Here is an 18,196-nt window from a genome sequence, read left to right as displayed (position 1 = left end):
ATAGCCAAGGAGTGTCATGGACAAGCTGCTCGCATTGAAGATGTTCGTCCAGGCTGTGGACTCGAAGGGCTTTTCTTCTGCCGCTCGGCAGTTAGGCCTGGCGACATCTTCCGTGACCCGGATGATCGATGGGCTTGAGGCGGAGCTGGGCGCCGTCCTGCTTAACCGCTCCACGCGTCAAATCTCGCTGTCAGATGCCGGGGCCGCCTACTACTTGAAAGCCCGGGAGGTCTTGAACGCTGTAGCCGAAGCGGATGCTTCGGTGACTGACCGTGGGGAAGTTCCCGCAGGGCATCTGCGTATTTCCGTACCGGTGGCATTTGGACGCCGCCTGATCGCGCCTCATATCGCTTCGTTTCTGAAGCGTTACCCGCAACTCATATTGGACATGACGCTTTCTGACGACATTGTCGAGTTGCTGGGCGAGCGCGTCGATCTATCGATTCGGTTGGGCTCGGCAGCAGCGATGGATGGCGTAGTCAGTCGTCCCGTCGGCTATTTCAGACGTCGGGTGGTTGCCAGTGTCGAGTACCTGAAAATCCGTGGCCTCCCTGAACATCCAATGGACCTCTTGCAGCACGAATGCCTGCGCTTCAGTTACGGAACCAAGCAACAGCTTTGGACTTTCCTGAGGGACGGTGAAGAGACCCGAGTCTCCGTGGAGGGACGCTTCAAAAGCAACAATGCGGAGGTTTTGCGGGAGATCGCGCTGGCGGGCGGTGGGGTGGCGTTGTTACCTGACTGGCTCGTCAACGATGATATTGGTGGCGGTCAATTGACGTCGTTGTTCGAGTCATTTGTCGTCAATCCGAACGATGCGAGTTCGGCTATCTCTGCGCTGTATCTCCCCAATCATCGTGGCTCCAGACGCGTCAATGCGTTTATCGATTTCATCAGCGAATTGCTGGGGCCTGAAGGCTTACCCCTGCGCTGATCCCTTTTCGCTGTTTAAACACAGCAGATTCCGGAGGCTTGAATGAGCACTGCAACATTGCATTACGTCTACGATCCGTTCTGCGGCTGGTGCTATGGCGCGGCACCGATGATCACGGCAGCGGCCACTGTTGCTGGCCTGGACATTCAGGCCCATGGTGTGGGCATGCTCTCGGGAGACAAAAGCAAGTTGGTGTCGGGTGAATGGCGCGACTTTGTTCGTCCTCACGAAGCCCGGATTAGCGCATTCAGCAAACAAACCTTTGCAGACGCCTACGTCCAGGGCGTACTTGAACATGAAAATGTCCATCTGGATTCTTCACCACCGATTGCAGCCATGTTGACGGCTCAACAACTGTCAGGGTGCGGCATCGAAATGCTCAAGCGCCTGCAGATTGCGTACTACCAGCAGGGACGAGCCATCGCGGATCGTGGAGTGATCGCCGACATTGCCAGTGAGCTTGGATTTGAACCCGGTGCGTTTATGGCGACCTTTGATTCGGTCACCGCGAACTCATTACAGGACCATATCCAACGCAGCAACGGGATGCTTGAAACCCTGCATGCTCGCGGTTTTCCGGCGTTTGCGCTGGAAATCGATGGCGAGATGGAAGTGTTGCCCATGGGGCACTATTTAAGCCGTCCAGCCTTGTTCAAGACAGATATTGAAAGCCGCCTGGCCAAATAGGCGGGGTTCATAGCCAGCGCATTCTTTTGTTTTGTATGATGCCTCGATGAAGCTCTAGTGAGGCGTTATGCAAGACTCAAAAAATATAGACGAGAAAGAGCCTGGAAAATCAGCGGACTCCGAAGGCCTCGTCAAGTCGACGACTCGACGCCTTTCGCCAGAGGTCAGGGAAAAGCAAATTGTGCAGAAAGCCATCGAGCATTTTGCGACGTGCGGATTCTCGGGGAGTACCCGTGAGCTGGCGCGACAACTTGATATTACCCAACCGTTACTTTATCGATATTTTCCTAGCAAAGAGGCCTTGATAGACCGTGTCTACGACGAGGTCTATCAGTGGGATAGCGGGTGGGAGGCGATGATCAAGGATCGCTCGGAACCCCTTCAGTCTCGCCTGGTTCGCTTCTATACCTCATACGCAAGCGTGATTCTGCGGCGAGAATGGATTCGTATCTTCGTATTCGCCGGGCTGACACGTGAAGGTATCAACGATCGGTATCTGGCTAAATTGCGTGAGCGCGTCTTCATTCCTGTCATTGCAGAAATTCGCCATACCCATGGATTGGCGCCATCCTCGGGTGAAACGATCAATGAAAAAGAGCTGGAGTTGATTTGGAGTTTGCATGCCAGCATTTTCTATATTGGCGTGCGCAAGTGGATTTACGATCTTCCCGTGACCGAGGACATTGATGCGCTGATCGAGCAGATGGTCGATGCCTTCCTTAACGGCAGCCCCCACGTACTGCAGCAAGTCGATAACGACCTCGGCGAGAAGGCTCGCTTGAACTGATCGGCTTTGATCCGAACGGGTTTCCCCCCTTTCCCTGTCCGCCTGAACTCTTGCTTCGACCCTCTTTTTGTCGACCACTCATCACCTGTTTCAGCCTTGAGCTGAGCGGGTGGTAAGGGGCGTACGCGCGCCTTTTTGCCCTGCAAATGCCCTTTCCCAACGGCTGAAGCGTGTTCTCTTTCAGCGACGTCACGACCTCGTACCAGCCAGTTCTACGAAAATTTGATCCTCAAGCTATTGCCTTCAATTTCGTCAGGTCGTATTGTTTATCAAGTGATAAATAAATACAAAAAACGTTGGAGGTACCATGCAAGTCCTGAAGCTCGCTCATTATTCGATTCGGTCGTTCGACCTGGAGAAGTCCAGTCGATTTTATGAAAGGGTGCTCGGTTTTACGCCTGGCTACCGGCCGCCGTTCGATTTTCCTGGCGTCTGGTTGTACATGGGAGGGGATGAGGAGGACTTTGGCACGGTCCACATTATCGGCATTGATCCCTCCAACCCCGAAGGTCTGAAGAAGTACCTCGGTGACAAAGAAGTCCCGCTGAGCGGCACTGGCACCGTCGACCACATTGCTTTTCTGGTAACAGGGCTGGTTGAGTTCTGGCGCGTCTTCAAGGCCGAGGGCATTGCCTGGCGTGATCGCACCGTTCCGAGCCTCGGCCTGCATCAGGTCTTCATCGAAGATCCGTCTGGCGTCACCATCGAGCTCAATTTCCCGGCCTCCGAGATTGAAGCAGTGGGTTCTTACGCCGCCCATGTGGCTGCGACGGCGGGAGGCCGGTCATGATCAATTCATTGAACAAACCCCGCGCTATTGTCGTGGGCGGCTCGCTCGGTGGTCTGTTTGCAGCCAATATGCTGTTGCGCAAAGGTTGGGATGTTGAAGTCTTCGAACGCGTGCCGGATGAACTCGCTGGACGAGGCGCCGGCATCGTTACACACCCTGAATTGTTCGAAGCGATGGCTGCAGCCGGAATTCCCCTCGATGCATCCGTAGGCATCGATGTGCGTTCGCGCGTCACGCTGGCCCAGGACGGTGATGTCGTACTGGAAAACGCGCTCCCGCAGACGTTGACCGCGTGGGGGAAGATGTACCAGGTTCTTCGCGCCGCATTTCCGGACTCGCTGTATCGCTGCGGTGGTAGCGTCGTCTCCGTTGAAAGTACTGAAACTCATGGCAGCGTCACGTTGGCCGATGGTACGACTCATCAGGCAGACGTCATTATTGCGGCCGATGGATTTCGTTCGACGATTCGCCAGCATTTCTTGCCTGACGTACACCTGCAATATGCCGGCTATATCGCCTGGCGCGGGTTAGTGGATGAAAGTGCGCTGTCTGATTCTGCCCACGCAGCACTTTTCGATAAATTCGCGTTTTGTTTGCCTCCGCACGAGCAGATCCTGGGGTATCCGGTTGCCGGGCACTCCAATAGCACCCTTGTTGGTGAACGTCGTTATAACTTTGTGTGGTACCGCACCAGCGACGATGACGATTTGCGCGATTTGCTGCGCGATGAAACCGGTAAACAATTTGAAGGCGGAATTCCTCCGGCGCTGATACGCCGTGATGTGCTCGACACGATGTACAACTGCGCAGAGACATTGCTTGCGCCGCAGTTTGCCGAAGTCGTAAAGAAAGCCGCGCAGCCATTGTTCCAGCCGATTTACGACCTGGAAGTACCGAAGATGAATTTCGGACGTGTCGCTTTGCTGGGCGACGCGGCATTCGTGGCGCGTCCCCATTGCGGGATGGGCGTTACCAAGGCCGCCGGTGATGCGTTGGCAATCGTGGAAGCACTTGCGCGACATGCAACGGTTGAAGAGGCATTGGCGGACTACAGCGAGCGACGCTGTCGTTTCGGGACGTCGATTGTTCAGCATGCGAGGCATCTTGGTGCCTATATGCAGGCGCAACTGAAAAGTGAAGAAGAGCGCGAAATGGCTGAGTTATATCGAACTCCGGAAGCCGTGATGCGTGAGACCGCAGTGCCGGTGAAGTTTTAATTCAGCCACACGCCCTTTGCAGGAGATCACCATGGAACATGCATATCCGCGAGACGGTGGCCCGGCCATGTCCGCTAATCAGGTTGATGACACTGTTCAAAACCCGATTCTCGAAAACCCGCAGTTTCGTGCTTTGGTAAAACAGCGACGACTATTTTCGTGGAGTATGACCGCTCTTATGTTGGCGGTTTATTTCGGCTTTATTCTTTCTCTGGCCTTTATACCTGCCCGTCTGGGTACACCTATCATCGAAGGTCAACCGATGACGTGGGGCGTGCCCATTGGCTTTGGAATGCTCGCCTTCACGATTCTTCTTGTTGCTGTCTACGTATGGCGCACTAACACCTGCTACGACCCCAAAATAAAAACAATCATCAGGAGCTTCAACAAATGAAGCGTCTACTCATTGCAAGTTCAGCCATCCTTGCTTCGGTAGCGGTGTACGCGGCCGACGTTCCTGCCGCAGCGCACCAGCACAACCCTATTGCGATCGGCATGTTTTTAGCGTTCGTTATTTTCACTCTGTTTGTCACACGATGGGCGGCACGTAAAAACAATAGCGTTGCCGATCACTATGCAGCAGGCGGAAAAATTACCGGTTTCCAGAACGGTTGGGCCATCGCCGGAGACTATATGTCCGCGGCGTCTTTGCTGGGCATTTCCGCACTGGTTTTTACCAGCGGATTTGATGGGCTGATTTACTCGATCGGCTTTCTTGCAAGCTGGCCGATCATTCTGTTCCTGATTGCGGAGCCATTGCGAAACCTCGGTCGCTACACCTTGGCGGACGTATTGTCCTATCGGCTGCAACAACGACCCATACGAGCGTTTGCGGCGTCCAGTTCGATCGTCATCGTGTTGCTTTACCTGGTGTCCCAGTTGGTAGGCGCTGGAAAACTGGTGGAGTTGCTGTTCGGCTTCGATTACACCGCGGCAGTACTTCTCGTGGGTACACTGATGGTTATCTATGTTTTCTTTGGGGGGATGCTGGCAACCACCTGGATTCAGATTATCAAAGCTGTCTTGCTGTTGACCGGCTGTGTCTTCATGGCGTTCATGGTGTTGTCCGAATTCGGATTCAGCCTGAATCAGTTGTTCACTCAAGCGACCCAGGTTCATCCCTCCCATGTAGCAATCATGAGCCCGGGAGGTCTGATTACCGACCCGGTGTCTGCCATTTCCCTGGGGTTGGCATTAGTCTTCGGCACGGCAGGCCTTCCACACATTCTCATGCGGTTCTTCACTGTCGGTAACGTCAAGGCCGCGCGCCAAAGTATTCTCTATGCCACCGGTCTTGTCGGCATAGGGTACGCACTGATCGTCATTATTGGTTTCGGCACCATCGCCCTGGTTGCCAGCAATCCCGCCTATCACGATGCATCAGGCGGAATATTGGGCGGCGTGAACATGGTTGCGATTCACCTCGCACACAACGTCGGCGGTAATGTCTTCCTCGGGTTCATGTGTGCGGTATCGTTCTCGACGATATTGGCAGTGGTGGCGGGGTTAACCCTTGCCGGTTCTTCCGCGGTTTCTCATGATCTGTATGCACATGCCTTTCGCCGGGGCACCGCGAGCGACCGTGAAGAAATGCGCGTCTCGCGCGTTACAACCATCGTTTTGGGCGTGTTGTCGATTCTCCTGGCGATTGCTTTTGAAAAACAGAATATCGCCTTTATTGTGAGCCTTACGTTCTCCATCGCCGCAAGTTCCAATTTCCCAGTGCTGCTGTTGTCGATTTACTGGAAGGGCTTGACGACACGCGGCGCCGTGATTGGCGGTTCGCTGGGGCTGGTATCGGCAATCACCCTGTGCATTCTCAGCCCGACTGTTTGGGTCAAGATCCTGCATCATCAGCAAGCCTGGTTCCCGTATGAATACCCGGCCCTGTTCTCAATGGCCGTCGCATTTATCGGTATTTTCTGGTTCTCCATTACTGATCGTTCCGCCAGTGCAGTAGATGAACGCAATCGATTCGAAAACCAGTTGGTGGATTCTGAACTGGGTACACCGGCAACATGGTCGGCGCAGCTGAAAGCTGATTAATTCGGGTTATTACTGTTCACATTAAATAATGGCTGCATGAACGTGCAGCTCATGTGGATAGCTACGCCTGAAAAGTCGCTGAGTAGTTTATACAACAATAATAAGGTGCGAATAATGAAGTGTACTTTGACTGTAGCAGCGGCCCTGTGTGTATTGGCGCAGCAAGCCCATGCGGCGGGTTTCATCGAAGATAGTAAAGCTGCGCTGAAACTGCGTAACTTCTATATCAATAGCGATTACCGTGACTCGGCAACGCCCGCGCAGAAAGCAGCCAACCAGAGTTATCAAGCGGAGTGGGGCCAGGCCTTCCAGCTCGAATTCATCTCGGGATATACCCCGGGGCCGGTAGGTTTCGGTGTGGATGCGTTGGGCATGTTGGGCGTCAAGCTGGACTCAAGCACCGGCAAACATGGCAATCCGACGGGCACAAACTACGGTGGCATTGTGTTTCCAAGCGACGGCAATCATGCGGTTGACGATGTTTCCAACTTGGGGCTGACCGGGAAAATGAAAATATCCAAAACCGAGTTGAAGCTTGGAACGCTGGTCCCGAAACTCCCGGTGATCTTCAGCAATGACGGACGTTTATTGCCGCAAACCTGGCAAGGAACCCAGATCACTTCGGCCGATATCAAAGATCTGACCCTGGTGGGTGGGCAAATTGATGAGGTGAAGGGCCGTAACTCCAGCAACAATGAAAACATGTCCATCGCGGGTGCCAATAATGCTGTCACCGGCCGTTTCAGTAATAAATTCATCTACGCTGGTGGCGATTACAAGCTGACTAAAGATCTGACCGTTCAATACTATTACGGCAATCTCAAAGATTTTTATAAGCAAAACTTTCTCGGACTGATTCACAACTGGGCCATTGGCCCTGGCGTGCTGACCAGCGATTTTCGATACTTCTATAGCAAGGATGATGGCGCAAACGGCCATGACCCTGCGTATTTCACGACAGGCTACTACGGCGGTAATACGTTAAAGGGCAAAGTCGACAATGATCTGTACAGTGGATTATTGACCTATGCGGTTGCCGGTCACACCTTTGGCGCAGGCTATGAAGTCAGCGATGGGGAAAGTGACTTTCCCTATTTGAACCAAGGCGATGGCCCGACCACCTATACCATCACCGAGATGCAGGTTCAGAAGTTCGTTCGTGCCGGCGAGAAGTCATGGCAAGCCCGTTACTCTTATGACTTTGCAAAACTCGGCTTGCCAGGTGCGACGGCGGGGGTTGTGTACGTTAAAGGTGACGGTATCGATACTGTCGCCTCCAGCAATTCCAGTGAATGGGAACGTGATATTACGCTGGCCTACGTCGTGCAATCAGGCCCCTTAAAGGGTTTGGGGGTCATGTGGAAAAATGCAATGGTGCGAAACAATATCCCGAATGCCCGTCAGCAAGATGAGAACCGTCTGATCATAAATTACCAATTGGCGTTGTTTTGATTTTTAAACGGCAGGATTCGCTTCGCGGAAGCAATAGTTCGTAGTGCAAAGAGTGGTCAGTGCTGTTCCTGGCTGGCCGCTGTAACTGACAGGCAGCACTTTAGCGAGTGTTGCGTGTACATGTCGTTCTCTTCCAACGGCGTGTTTTATAGAAGAGCAACATTTCCCTTGATTGGGGTAGGGCGGTGAAGTGATCCTTCACCGCCCTTTTTTTATTCTGAATCCGGATCGATCACGATCCCAGCGCATCCTGCCAGCCCCGTCGCGCGAGCGGCAGGTCCAGCAAACGCTTGCCGGTGGCATCGCTGATGGCATTGCCCAGCGCCGCAGCCATGGGGCCCTGGACGATTTCCGCTGCACCGAGAAAAGGCTGGTCCGGCTGATCGATCATGTGGACCTCGACCTGTTGCGGCAACTCGGGAAAACGCATGATCGGATAGCCGCTCCAGTCGAAGCTGTGCATGCCACTGGCGTCATAGAGGATTCGTTCATAGAGCGTCCAGCTGGCGGACTGCACGATGCCACCCTGGATTTGATTGAGCAGCCCGTCGGGGCTGACGATTTGCCCCACATCGACGGCAGCAACCACTCGATCAATCGTGACCTGCCCGGTCTGGCGCTGCACATGCACCTGCACGGCGATTGCGCAGTAGCCCATGATGTTTTTATAGCGGGCGAAGGCGAAGCCGATCCCGCTGCCGGGGCCGGTTGCTTTTTGCGGCCAGCGGAACTCACGGGCCACGCGCTCCATCACCGCCCGAGCACGCGGATCGATCAAGTGACTCAGGCGAAACTGCACCGGATCCACGCTGGCCTGCGCCGCCAGTTCATCGACGGTGCTCTCGATGGCGAACACGTTGATATGGGCACCGAGCGAACGCATGGCCGAGGTCCTGAAGGGCATGGTCAGTACGAAGTTCAGATCGACCTTAAGGTTGGGTATCTCATACAACGGAACCGCGTTACGGTCACCGTCGCCTTCGGGTTGGGCGATCGGGATCGAAGGGGCAGGGGTGAAGGGGCTTGCTAATAGCCAGGCAGGCAACAGGCGCCCGGCATTGACGATGCGTTCGTTGTGCGGCGTACTCCAGAGCTCGTATGTCCAGTCACGAAGGCGCCCGCTGCTGTCCAGTCCCGCTTCCACTTCGGCAAGCATCGCCGAGCTGTAGGGTTCCCAGAGATTTTCCTGTTCGCGCATCCATTGCACCCGTATCGGTTTGCCCGGTGTGGCCATGGCGATCAGCGCGGCATCGGCTGCCGCGTCATCCGCGCCATTGTGGCCATAGCAACCGGAGCCTTCGGTGTGGATGCAACGCACCTGGGCCACTGGCAGGCCGACCATCTCGGCGATGCCCATGCGCAGAGGATAGACGCCTTGAGTGTGGGTCCAGACGGTCAGTGTTCCTTCATGGAATCGAGCCACTGCGCAGGACGGCCCGATAGAACCGTGCATGAGGTATTGCTTGGTCACCCGTGCTTTGTAGGCGCGTGGCGCAGGTTGCGCGATGTTGCCCTTGGCGCTCACCGGGTAGCGCCGCGCCGGTAACTCGGTGAGCAGTTGATGGATGTGTGTCGAGTCGGGTAGCGGATTACCTTCTGTCCAGCGGGCAGTGGCATAGCCCTCGCGCATGGCTTTGATCGCCATCCATTCATCGGTGGCGACCACGGCTAGGTAACTGCCGTTGCGGACCAGTTTCACCACACCGGGGAGTTTCCTGAGGGCGGTCTCGTCGATGTCCAGTAACTGACTGCCGCGCCGAGGTGGACGTATCACTCGCGCATGCAGCATTCCGGGCAGACGCATGTCCTGCACATAGGCCGCACCGCCGCTGACCTTGGCTGGAATGTCCAGTCGAGGCAATGATGTGCCGATCAGGGTGAATGTGCTGGCTGGCTTGAAGGGGGAACTGGCCGATGCGAAGCGATGCAGTTGAACCCCGACAACCGCTTGTGCGTAGGTCATGCTGCGGCCTTGCGCATCGTAGATGACGGCGTCTCGCGTGCTCAGGCTGTCGATTTTCTGCTGCCATTGCCGTGCCGCAGATTCGAGTAAAAGTTGACGCACCTGGGCCGCGGCGTTGAAAAGCGCAGTGCCGCTGTCGACCATCGTATGGCTGCCCGCGGTGTAACCTTCATTGGGTGTCAGCGCGGTGTCGGCGGTGAGAAAACGGATAAGGCCTGGCGGCACTTCCAGGCGTTCGGCGGCGATCTGCAACAGCGCAGTTTTGACGCCGGTGCCCAGCTCCACTTTGCCGGTGTAGACGGTGATGCCGTCTTTCGCATCGATGCGGATCCAGGCGTCGAGATAGGGCGTGGCCCGCAGACTGCCCGGCAGATCAGGCGCCAGGATTTCGGTGCCCAAGGTATCCACTTCGGTGTCAGCGAAGGCGCGCGGAATACCGGGAAGCATCGCGAAGCCCATCACCAATGCGCCGTTTATCACGAAGGCACGGCGGCTCAGATTGACGTCTTTCGGTGAGGTTTTCATCCCTTGGCTCCCTGCGCGATGACCGACTTGATCGCGGCGAGGATCCGCACATGGGTACCGCAACGGCACAAGTTGGGCGCCATGTGGCGACGGATCGTTTCATCGTCCGGCTGAGGGTTGGCCTCCAGCAGCGCCTGTGCCCGTACGATCATTCCCGCGATGCAATAACCGCACTGGGCCGCCTGGACATCGATAAACGCTTTTTGCAGCGGTCCCGGTTGCTCTGCGCTGCCCAGGCTCTCCACGGTACGCACGGATTTGCCCGCCAGCGCGCCGCACGGCGTCAGGCAGGAAAAAACCGGTTTGTCGTTCACTAACACAGTGCAGGCGCCGCATTGACCCAGACCGCAGCCGTATTTGGCGCCATTGAGTCCCACCTGGTTGCGCAAGGCATACAGCAACGGCATGTCCTCCGGGATGTCCAGTTCATGAGTCTTGCCGTTGATGTCGAGTGTGATCACGGTTGCTGCTCCTGTGCCCGAATGCTCTTGATGGTTTTCTCCAGGTCCTTCCAGGGTCTGGTCGCGCAGCTCTCGTTGCGCAAGTACTCGGCAAGCGCGGCCAACTGGGCATCGTCCAGGCTATGGGCGAAAGAAGGCATGTAATGGCTCGGCGCAGCGGTGGACATCGGAATACCCTGCAGGATTGTCTGGATCAAATTGCGTGGCGAGTCGGCCGTCACTGCCGAGGTGTTTGCCAGCGCCGGCCTTGCTTCAATGACGCGCATCGGTGCGGCGCTGCCGTGGCAGCTTGCACAGGCGCCGTCGAACAATGAGGCGCCCGATAGCGCCTTGGCACCGGGCTTGGCCGTCGAGGCGCAGGGCGGCAATGTCACTGCTGAAGAGGTTTTTTCGAGGTCAAGAATGTACTGCGCAATGGCATGGGCATCTTCCGTTGGCATCTGCGCGATGCTCAGGCTGACCGGCAACATCGGGCCCGCCGCTGCGCCGTGTCCTTGGGCAACCTCGCCCGTCAGATAGGCGACCAACTGGGCTTCATTCCAGGGATGTTCCGCCATTGCCATTCCTCGCAGGGCAGGGGCCGTCCAGCCATCGACGACACCCCCGTTGAATAGCTCGCTGCTTTTCTCCCCGCCAATCAAATTCAGGGGTGAATGGCAGGATGAGCAGTGCCCGGCGCCTTCGACCAGATAGCGTCCACGGTTCCAGAGCGCTGACCGCTCGGGCAGTGGTTCCAGCGGCTCCCCGTGCAGGAACAACAGGTTCCAGAAAGACACCAGCGGCCGGAAGTTCATCGGGAAAATAATGTGGTTTTCCGGCGCGGTGTATTTGACCGGGTCCACGCTCATCAGGAAGGCGTAGGCATCCGCGATATCGGCGTCGCTCATCTTGCGGTAATGCACATAGGGGAAGGCCGGATAGAGAAAATGGCCATCGCGCGCGATGCCTTCACGCATGGCCCGCTCAAAGGCGTCCAGCGACCATTCACCGATACCGGTTTCCCGGTCCGGTGTGATGTTGGTGGTGAAGAGTGTTCCGAAGGGCGTTACCAGCGGCAAACCGCCCGCCATGTAAGCGCCGCCTGGCCGGGTGTGGCAGACCGCGCAGTCTCCCGCTTCGACAACGCGTCGGCCCCTGTCCAGGGATTCGCGGCCAGCATTCTGATGCTGACTGGCTACGGGAATTTCCGGCCTCCACATCATCCAGAATGCAAACCCTATCCCCACGACGCCGATTGCCAGAACGGCACCGATGATCGTCTTGCGCTTCATCGCCTCACCTCTCCTGAGTTAACGACAGATTTTTCAATCCACCGCTTGCGATTGGCGCACGGCGACTTTCTGGGAGGGAGCTTAGAGAGGGCGGTTGTGATGGAGTACCCCACCAAGACGCAACGCTACATTGCGCTCGGCGCAACGGCGGCAGAATTAACAACGGTTAACTCGCGCAGCCTCGGTCGATGTCCAAAGATAGGTCCTCAAGGAGCGTACCGATGACGTTGAAGGAGTTTCATGGACAAGCTGCTCGCGCTGAAGATGTTCGTCCAGTCGGTCGAGTCCAAGGGCTTTTCGTCTGCCGCCAGACAACTCAATCTGGCCACCTCTTCAGTGACCCGAATGATCGACAGGCTTGAGGATGAGCTCGGTGCCGTGTTGCTGAATCGTTCTACCCGGCAAATCACGTTGACCGATGCCGGTGGTGCTTACTACCTGAAGACCCGGGATATCCTGAACGCCATGGCGGACGCAGACGAATCGGTGTCGGATCGAGGAGAAGTCCCTGCTGGCGAGCTGCGTATTTCAGTGCCCGTGGCGTTTGGACACCGCCTCATCGCCCCTCATATCCGTGCGCTTTTGACGCGTTATCCACTGCTCATCCTGGACATGACCCTGTCCGACGACATCGTCGATTTGCTCGGCGAACGCATCGATCTATCGATCCGGCTGGGGTCGCCTGCGGCGATGGAAGCGGTGATCAGTCGCCGTATCGGCAGCTTTCGCCGCCGGGTAGTTGCCAGCCCTGAGTATCTGAATGCGCGAGGATTTCCCGACCGGCCCATGGACCTCATGCAACACGAGTGCCTGTGCTTCAACTATGGCGCGCCGCAGCAGGTCTGGACATTTGCCGATAAGGGGGAAGAGGTCCGTGTGCCCGTCGATGGGCCATTCAGGAGCAACAATGCCGAGGTCTTGCGTGAAGTCGTGCTGGCCGGCAGCGGAGTGGCGCTGTTGGCCGACTGGCTGGTCGACGATGACATTGACAGTGGTCGCCTGACCTCTTTGTTCGAGGCTTTTGTCGTCAATCCGAACCGCGCAAGTTCGGCGATCTCGGCCCTGTACCTGCCCAATCATCGCGGGTCGAAACGTATCAATGCGTTCATTGATTTCCTGACCAAACTGCTCGGATCGGAAAGTCATCTCGAGGGGTGATCTGCGCACCTTTGCGTTTTACGAAACGCTGCGTTGTGCAACAGGTGGATTCTCTGACGGAGCCCGGGTGCCTACCTTGGGGGTGTGAAAACATTCAACCATGGAGACCCTCATGAGTGTGCACCCATCCACGATTCACGTGACTTACGACTTCATCTGCCCATGGTGCTGGATCGGTGAAGAGCATCTGGAACGCGCACTTGTCGCTGCGAATTTTCCAACTGACCGCCAGGTTGTTTTCCTGCCGTATCAGTTGAACCCGGACATGCCTGTTCAGGGCATGGATCGTAAAACCTATCGCTCCGGCAAGTTCGGCAGCTGGGCGCGTAGCCAGGCCATGGACGCACAGGTTACCCACGCCGGCAGGGCTGTCGGTCTTGAATTCGATTATGAGCGTATCGAAAGGACCCCCAATACCCTGGCGGGTCATCGCCTGGTATGGCGGGAACAACAGGCGGGCCGAGACGCTTCCTTGCTGGTCAAGACCATTTTCAAGGCCTACTTCAGCGAAGGGCGGGATATCGGCGACCTCAATGTGCTGGCGGACATCGCAGCCGAAACAGGGCTGGACCGCGCGGCCACTGTCGACTTTCTCAACACCGATGAAGGCACTGCTGAGGTGTTGAAGCTTGAAGCGATAACCAAGGCATCCGGCGTGCGCTCGGTTCCGAGCATTCAGATCGCAGACGACATGATCAGTGGCGCCCAGCCCGTCGAAGTAATGATCCAGATACTCAGACGAAACCAGGCTGCGTAAGCCGTTTTTTTCAAACCTTATTCATCAGGAATTCATCATGACCTACCATTTGTTCAGCCCCATCAAACTAGGCCAGCTCTCCCTCGATCACCGCGTCGCCATGGCGCCGCTGACTCGCTCCCGTGCGGGGCAACCTGGCAACGTACCGACCTCGATGAACGTCGAGTACTACCGTCAGCGTGCCAGTGCGGCGTTGATCATTACCGAGGCTACCCAGATTTCGCAGCAGGGCCAGGGATACGCCTGGACGCCCGGCATTCATAGCGACGAGCAGATTCAGGGCTGGAAAGCGGTCAGCGAGGCCGTACACGCAGAAGGCGGGCGCATTTTCCTGCAGCTCTGGCATGTGGGGAGGGTGTCGCACCCGGTGTTTCAACCCAACGGCGGCTTGCCGGTGGCACCGACCGCGCAGCCGGTGCCCGGCAAGACGTTCATCCTGAATGAAAAGGGCGAGGGCGTCTGGGGTGATGTGCCGGTCCCACAGGAGCTTGATATTCCGGGGATCGAAGCGATCGTTGCCGATTACCGCAAGGCCGCTCGCAATGCGCTGCTTGCCGGTATGGACGGTGTGGAAATCCACGCGGGTAACGGTTACCTGCTCGATCAATTCATCAACAGCGCCAGCAATCAGCGCAGTGATCGCTACGGTGGAAGTATCGAAAACCGTGCGCGGCTGCTGCTTGAAGTCGTGGAGGCCGTAACCGAAGAAGTCGGTGCCGAGCGCGTTGCCGTTCGCCTGACACCGATGGGGCGTTTCATGGGGATGGACGATGACACCCCGGAACAGACCTTTGGCTACATTGCTTCCCGACTCAACCACTGGAACCTCGCTTACCTGCACCTGGTAGAACCGATGATGGTCGGCACCGTGCTCGACGAAAGTAACGATCCACGCTGGGACGCGATCATCAAACAACTGCGCAGCGACTTCCACGGCGTCCTGATGCTGGCGGGTGGTTACACCGGCGAAACGGCCGAACAGGCCATCGCGCAGGGGCGTGCCGACCTGATCGCTTTCGGTCGCCCGTTCATTGCCAACCCCGACTTGCCGGCTCGCTTGCGTGGCCGTAACGAACTCAATCTGGCAGACGGCAGCAGCTTTTTTGGCGGCGACGCCAAGGGCTACATCGACTATCCGGTGTTGGCATAACGCAGGGTGGGAATCACCAGGCTACGAGGAGAAAGGTAATGAAGAGTCCAGACGTTCCGAAGGCCCTGGTCATTGGTGGTTCCCTGGGCGGGTTGTTCGCCGCCACGGCGTTGCGTGCGATTGGCTGGCACGTCGACATTTTCGAGCGATCCCCCGCGGCGATGGATAGCCGTGGCGGTGGCATCGTTCTGCAAGCGGATGTCCTGCAACATTTTCGCTATGCGGGCATTGATCACGCCAATGCGCTCGGTGTCCGGTCCCATGATCGTCTGTATCTGGATCGAGCCGGCACCGTCGTGCACAAAGAGCCGATGCCGCAAACCCAGACGTCCTGGAACACGCTTTACAACGCATTGTTCTCAGCGTTCCCTGCCGAGCACTATCACCGTGGCAAGACGTTGGTTGACCTGATTGAGAATGAGCAACGCGTGACGGCGATTTTTGAGGATGGCAGCCGCGTCGAGGGGGATCTGTTGATCGGTGCCGATGGCGCGGGTTCAACCGTGCGAAGCCTGGTGTTGCCAGGCACAGGGTATTCCTATTCCGGCTATGTGGTCTGGCGTGGTCTGGTCGATGAGCACCGGCTTCCAGACTTCGCACAGGCGCAAATCTACGAGGACTTTGTGTTTCAGCAGGACCCTGAGTCGCTGATGCTGGAATACATGGTGCCGGGCCTGAACGGCTCGGTTAATCCTGGCGAGCGACGGTTCAACTGGCTCTGGTATCTGAAAGCGGCACAAGGGCCGGAACTGGACGCTGTGCTCACTGACAAGAATGGCCATCGCCTTAGCCACTCTGTGCCACCCGGGGCGTTGGCCGTCGAGCAGGATGCCTATATTCGAGAGAGGGGTGAGCAACATGCCAACCCTGCTTTTCGCGAACTGATTCGCCAGACCAAGGATATTTTTGTACAGGCGATTCTTGATCTCAACGTCCCCCGAATGGTGTTTGGCCGCGTGCTGTTGACGGGCGACGCTGCTTTTGTGCCGCGCCCTCACACGGCGGGAAGCACGGCCAAGGCGGCCCGCAATGCACTGGCCCTGGCGCAAGCGATCGAAGACATTGGCGACATCGATAAAGCCTTGCTGGCCTGGCAGCGACTGCAACTTGCAGAAGGCAAGCGCATGGGGGACTGGGGTGTGAGCATGGGCAACCGGATCATGGGCATCAGTTGATCCTGATTGGCATTGTGCGTTTCGTTCCGGTGAGTCCCGGGGTTGAGCACAGCCATGCAAGACACTCAGAGCCTGGTCATGCATAGTCATCAACTTCACTTTTCGATCATGGACTCCGCTTATGGACAAGTTGCTGGCGCTGAAAATGTTTGTCGAAACGGTACGCTGTGGTGGTTATTCGGCAGCAGCGCGCAAGCTTGGCATCTCCACTTCGTCGGTGACGCGGCAGGTCGCGGGGCTGGAAAGTGAGCTGGGCGCCAGCCTGCTTAACCGCACCACGCGCAATACCAGCGTCACGGTGGCGGGGCAGAGCTATTTCGACAAAGCCGTGGCGATCCTCGAAGCAATCGATGAAGCCGACGCCGTCGTTGCCGACCGTGGCAGCGAAGCCCAAGGGCGTTTACGGGCCAGCGTTCCAGTGGAATTCGGCCGGCGTATCATCGCTCCCCATTTGAGTCGGCTGCTCGATCGCCATCCGGGCCTGGAGATCAGCCTCTCGCTGAGTGACGAGGTCAGTGACTTGCTCAGCGAGCAGATCGATGTGTCGGTGCGTCTCGGTTCATCGGTCGTCAGTGATGACATCGTCAGCAAGAAGGTGGGTGATTTCCAGCGTTGGGTGGTGGCGAGTCCCGAATACCTGACGCGTACCGGATTACCCCGACACCCCCGTGATCTGCTGGACCATCAGTGCTTGCGTTTTGATTACCGCACCGGCCACCACAATTGGACATTCCAGGGCGATGAAGAAGTCATTCGCTTGAATGTGCAGGGCAGGCTGCAAAGCAACAATGCCGACATTCTGCGGGAGGCGGCGTTGGCCGGTGGCGGGGTGACGCTGCTGGCCGATTGGCTGGTGCGTGACGATGTTGGCGCGGGCCGGCTGACCCGCGTGCTGGAGCAGTATGAGGTCAACCCCGGTAGTGCGAGCACCTGCATCAATGCGCTGTATCTGCCCAACCATCGCGGCTCCAGTCGCATCAATGTGTTCATAGAATTTCTTCAGGAAATACTCGCCCCCTGAGCATGTCTTGTGAAACCGGATTCAGATCACCCGACAAACCTCCTCCAGCGGACGCGGATCGATCCAGTCGCGGACATCGAAGCGTTGGGGAATGAAGTCCCAACGCTGGAGGAAGTCCGTCAGGTGTTGCAGGGCGGTGATCGAGGTTTCGTCGAGGGGCAAGCAGTCGGCGCGAATCAGGCGTCCTGAAGGCTCGAACCAAAGCTGGCGAGCAGGAGGCTGTTAATCCCGGCGCTTGAAGGCCCCCGGTCCCCTCAGCACCCCCCATAGCATAGCGAGCGTTAATGCGACGGATACAATGAAAGAAAAAGCTTTGAGCAACAGATTCGAAAAGAAGCGCTTTTGCAGCTCTTCATATACAACGTTTTCCATCATCGTGTGCGGACGATATGTCGTTACCGCATTGAAATCCGAAATGGTCAGAGCGTCATATAGATTCAGGCCCATCCCATAAGCAACGAATAGGAATACCAGCGCACCGATGAAACAGTAAATGCGGAAGCGAATAGCTGCGAACACAAAAGCTCCATCTTTCTAATCAGCTGATAACGAGTAGGCGGTTGACAGTCGCATTTTAGCGCGTATACGACAGGCCGAATAGCTCTCTGGGGGGAATCGAAAAGCAGACGTGGCGTCTGTTCGCAAGGCGCAAAAGACGCAAACTATTCAACCATAAACCGACCCCGCAGGAACATTTGGATATCCATAGCCCTCGGCAACTGACAGCGTAGCTTCTGGGAACCAAAGAAATGTCCGCTCTGGACAATCGAAAGCAGTCCCTCTCGACCGGTTGAATCCACAG

At 56.8% G+C, this 18,196-nt stretch carries 18 protein-coding genes; 13 read left to right on the top strand and 5 right to left on the bottom strand.

What is annotated here, in order from left to right:
- Positions 1-16: 16 nt before the first annotated feature.
- From PMI01S_RS18360 to PMI01S_RS18325, 8 genes are all read left to right on the top strand, one after another.
- The gene (locus tag PMI01S_RS18360) at positions 17-934 is read left to right on the top strand and encodes a LysR family transcriptional regulator (RefSeq protein WP_084321481.1); all 918 of its coding nucleotides are present in this window, start codon (positions 17-19) and stop codon (positions 932-934) included.
- Positions 935-976: 42 nt separating this feature from the next.
- Positions 977-1,621 (top strand): DsbA family protein, encoded by a 645-nt coding sequence (locus tag PMI01S_RS18355; protein ID WP_084321479.1) that lies wholly within the window; start codon positions 977-979, stop codon positions 1,619-1,621.
- Positions 1,622-1,688: 67 nt separating this feature from the next.
- Complete coding sequence (locus tag PMI01S_RS18350) at positions 1,689-2,408, top strand: TetR/AcrR family transcriptional regulator (RefSeq protein ID WP_084321477.1); 720 nt, start codon at positions 1,689-1,691, stop codon at positions 2,406-2,408.
- A 307-nt stretch (positions 2,409-2,715) separates the two neighbouring features.
- Positions 2,716-3,198: a VOC family protein gene (locus PMI01S_RS18345; RefSeq protein WP_084321475.1), complete on the top strand. Its 483-nt coding sequence runs from the start codon at positions 2,716-2,718 to the stop codon at positions 3,196-3,198.
- Positions 3,195-4,415 carry an FAD binding domain-containing protein gene (locus PMI01S_RS18340; RefSeq protein ID WP_084321473.1) on the top strand — a complete coding sequence of 407 codons (1,221 nt, stop codon included), beginning with the start codon at positions 3,195-3,197 and terminating at the stop codon, positions 4,413-4,415. Before PMI01S_RS18345 ends, PMI01S_RS18340 begins: the two co-directional genes overlap by 4 nt.
- Positions 4,416-4,446: 31 nt before the next feature.
- Positions 4,447-4,809: a DUF485 domain-containing protein gene (locus PMI01S_RS18335; protein ID WP_084321471.1), complete on the top strand. Its 363-nt coding sequence runs from the start codon at positions 4,447-4,449 to the stop codon at positions 4,807-4,809.
- Positions 4,806-6,461 (top strand): cation acetate symporter, encoded by a 1,656-nt coding sequence (locus PMI01S_RS18330; protein ID WP_084321469.1) that lies wholly within the window; start codon positions 4,806-4,808, stop codon positions 6,459-6,461. The genes PMI01S_RS18335 and PMI01S_RS18330 overlap by 4 nt, the downstream gene beginning before the upstream one ends.
- Before the next feature lie 111 nt (positions 6,462-6,572).
- On the top strand, positions 6,573-7,913 hold the full coding sequence (locus tag PMI01S_RS18325; RefSeq protein ID WP_084321548.1) for an OprD family porin: 1,341 nt from the start codon (positions 6,573-6,575) through the stop codon (positions 7,911-7,913).
- A 232-nt stretch (positions 7,914-8,145) separates the two neighbouring features.
- Here the strand turns inward: PMI01S_RS18325 and PMI01S_RS18320 are convergent, their stop codons facing one another.
- The 3 genes from PMI01S_RS18320 to PMI01S_RS18310 are packed head-to-tail and all read right to left on the bottom strand — an operon-like array spanning position 8,146 to position 12,133.
- Positions 8,146-10,401 (bottom strand): xanthine dehydrogenase family protein molybdopterin-binding subunit, encoded by a 2,256-nt coding sequence (locus PMI01S_RS18320; RefSeq protein ID WP_084321467.1) that lies wholly within the window; start codon positions 10,399-10,401, stop codon positions 8,146-8,148.
- Entirely contained in the window at positions 10,398-10,862 is a 465-nt protein-coding gene (locus tag PMI01S_RS18315; protein WP_084321465.1) for a (2Fe-2S)-binding protein, read from the bottom strand. The genes PMI01S_RS18320 and PMI01S_RS18315 overlap by 4 nt, the downstream gene beginning before the upstream one ends.
- Positions 10,859-12,133, bottom strand: coding sequence for a c-type cytochrome (locus PMI01S_RS18310; RefSeq protein WP_084321463.1), 1,275 nt, complete (start codon positions 12,131-12,133; stop codon positions 10,859-10,861). The genes PMI01S_RS18315 and PMI01S_RS18310 overlap by 4 nt, the downstream gene beginning before the upstream one ends.
- Before the next feature lie 240 nt (positions 12,134-12,373).
- Here PMI01S_RS18310 and PMI01S_RS18305 point away from each other — a divergent pair, with 240 nt between their 5' ends.
- From PMI01S_RS18305 to PMI01S_RS18285, 5 genes are all read left to right on the top strand, one after another.
- On the top strand, positions 12,374-13,291 hold the full coding sequence (locus tag PMI01S_RS18305; RefSeq protein ID WP_084321461.1) for a LysR family transcriptional regulator: 918 nt from the start codon (positions 12,374-12,376) through the stop codon (positions 13,289-13,291).
- A gap of 112 nt (positions 13,292-13,403) precedes the next feature.
- Positions 13,404-14,048, top strand: a complete 645-nt coding sequence (locus PMI01S_RS18300) for a DsbA family oxidoreductase (protein WP_084321459.1) — start codon at positions 13,404-13,406, stop codon at positions 14,046-14,048.
- 37 nt (positions 14,049-14,085) lie between these two features.
- Complete coding sequence (locus PMI01S_RS18295; RefSeq protein ID WP_084321457.1) at positions 14,086-15,198, top strand: alkene reductase; 1,113 nt, start codon at positions 14,086-14,088, stop codon at positions 15,196-15,198.
- 38 nt (positions 15,199-15,236) lie between these two features.
- Positions 15,237-16,373 carry an FAD binding domain-containing protein gene (locus PMI01S_RS18290; RefSeq protein WP_084321455.1) on the top strand — a complete coding sequence of 379 codons (1,137 nt, stop codon included), beginning with the start codon at positions 15,237-15,239 and terminating at the stop codon, positions 16,371-16,373.
- Positions 16,374-16,494: 121 nt separating this feature from the next.
- Positions 16,495-17,394 (top strand): LysR family transcriptional regulator, encoded by a 900-nt coding sequence (locus tag PMI01S_RS18285; RefSeq protein ID WP_084321453.1) that lies wholly within the window; start codon positions 16,495-16,497, stop codon positions 17,392-17,394.
- 21 nt (positions 17,395-17,415) lie between these two features.
- Here PMI01S_RS18285 and PMI01S_RS31225 read toward each other — a convergent pair whose 3' ends face one another.
- Both PMI01S_RS31225 and PMI01S_RS18280 read right to left on the bottom strand, forming a co-directional pair.
- Positions 17,416-17,556: a hypothetical protein gene (locus tag PMI01S_RS31225; RefSeq protein ID WP_371850928.1), complete on the bottom strand. Its 141-nt coding sequence runs from the start codon at positions 17,554-17,556 to the stop codon at positions 17,416-17,418.
- A gap of 60 nt (positions 17,557-17,616) precedes the next feature.
- A complete protein-coding gene (locus PMI01S_RS18280) occupies positions 17,617-17,913 on the bottom strand; it encodes a hypothetical protein (RefSeq protein WP_084321451.1) in 297 nt (98 codons plus the stop codon).
- Positions 17,914-18,196 lie beyond the last annotated feature (283 nt).

This window comes from Pseudomonas migulae NBRC 103157 (assembly GCF_002091715.1).
In the GTDB taxonomy this organism is placed as follows: domain Bacteria; phylum Pseudomonadota; class Gammaproteobacteria; order Pseudomonadales; family Pseudomonadaceae; genus Aquipseudomonas; species Aquipseudomonas migulae_A.
The sequence above is the reverse complement of the archived record's forward strand: the minus strand, read 5'-3'. Positions and strand labels throughout refer to the sequence as shown.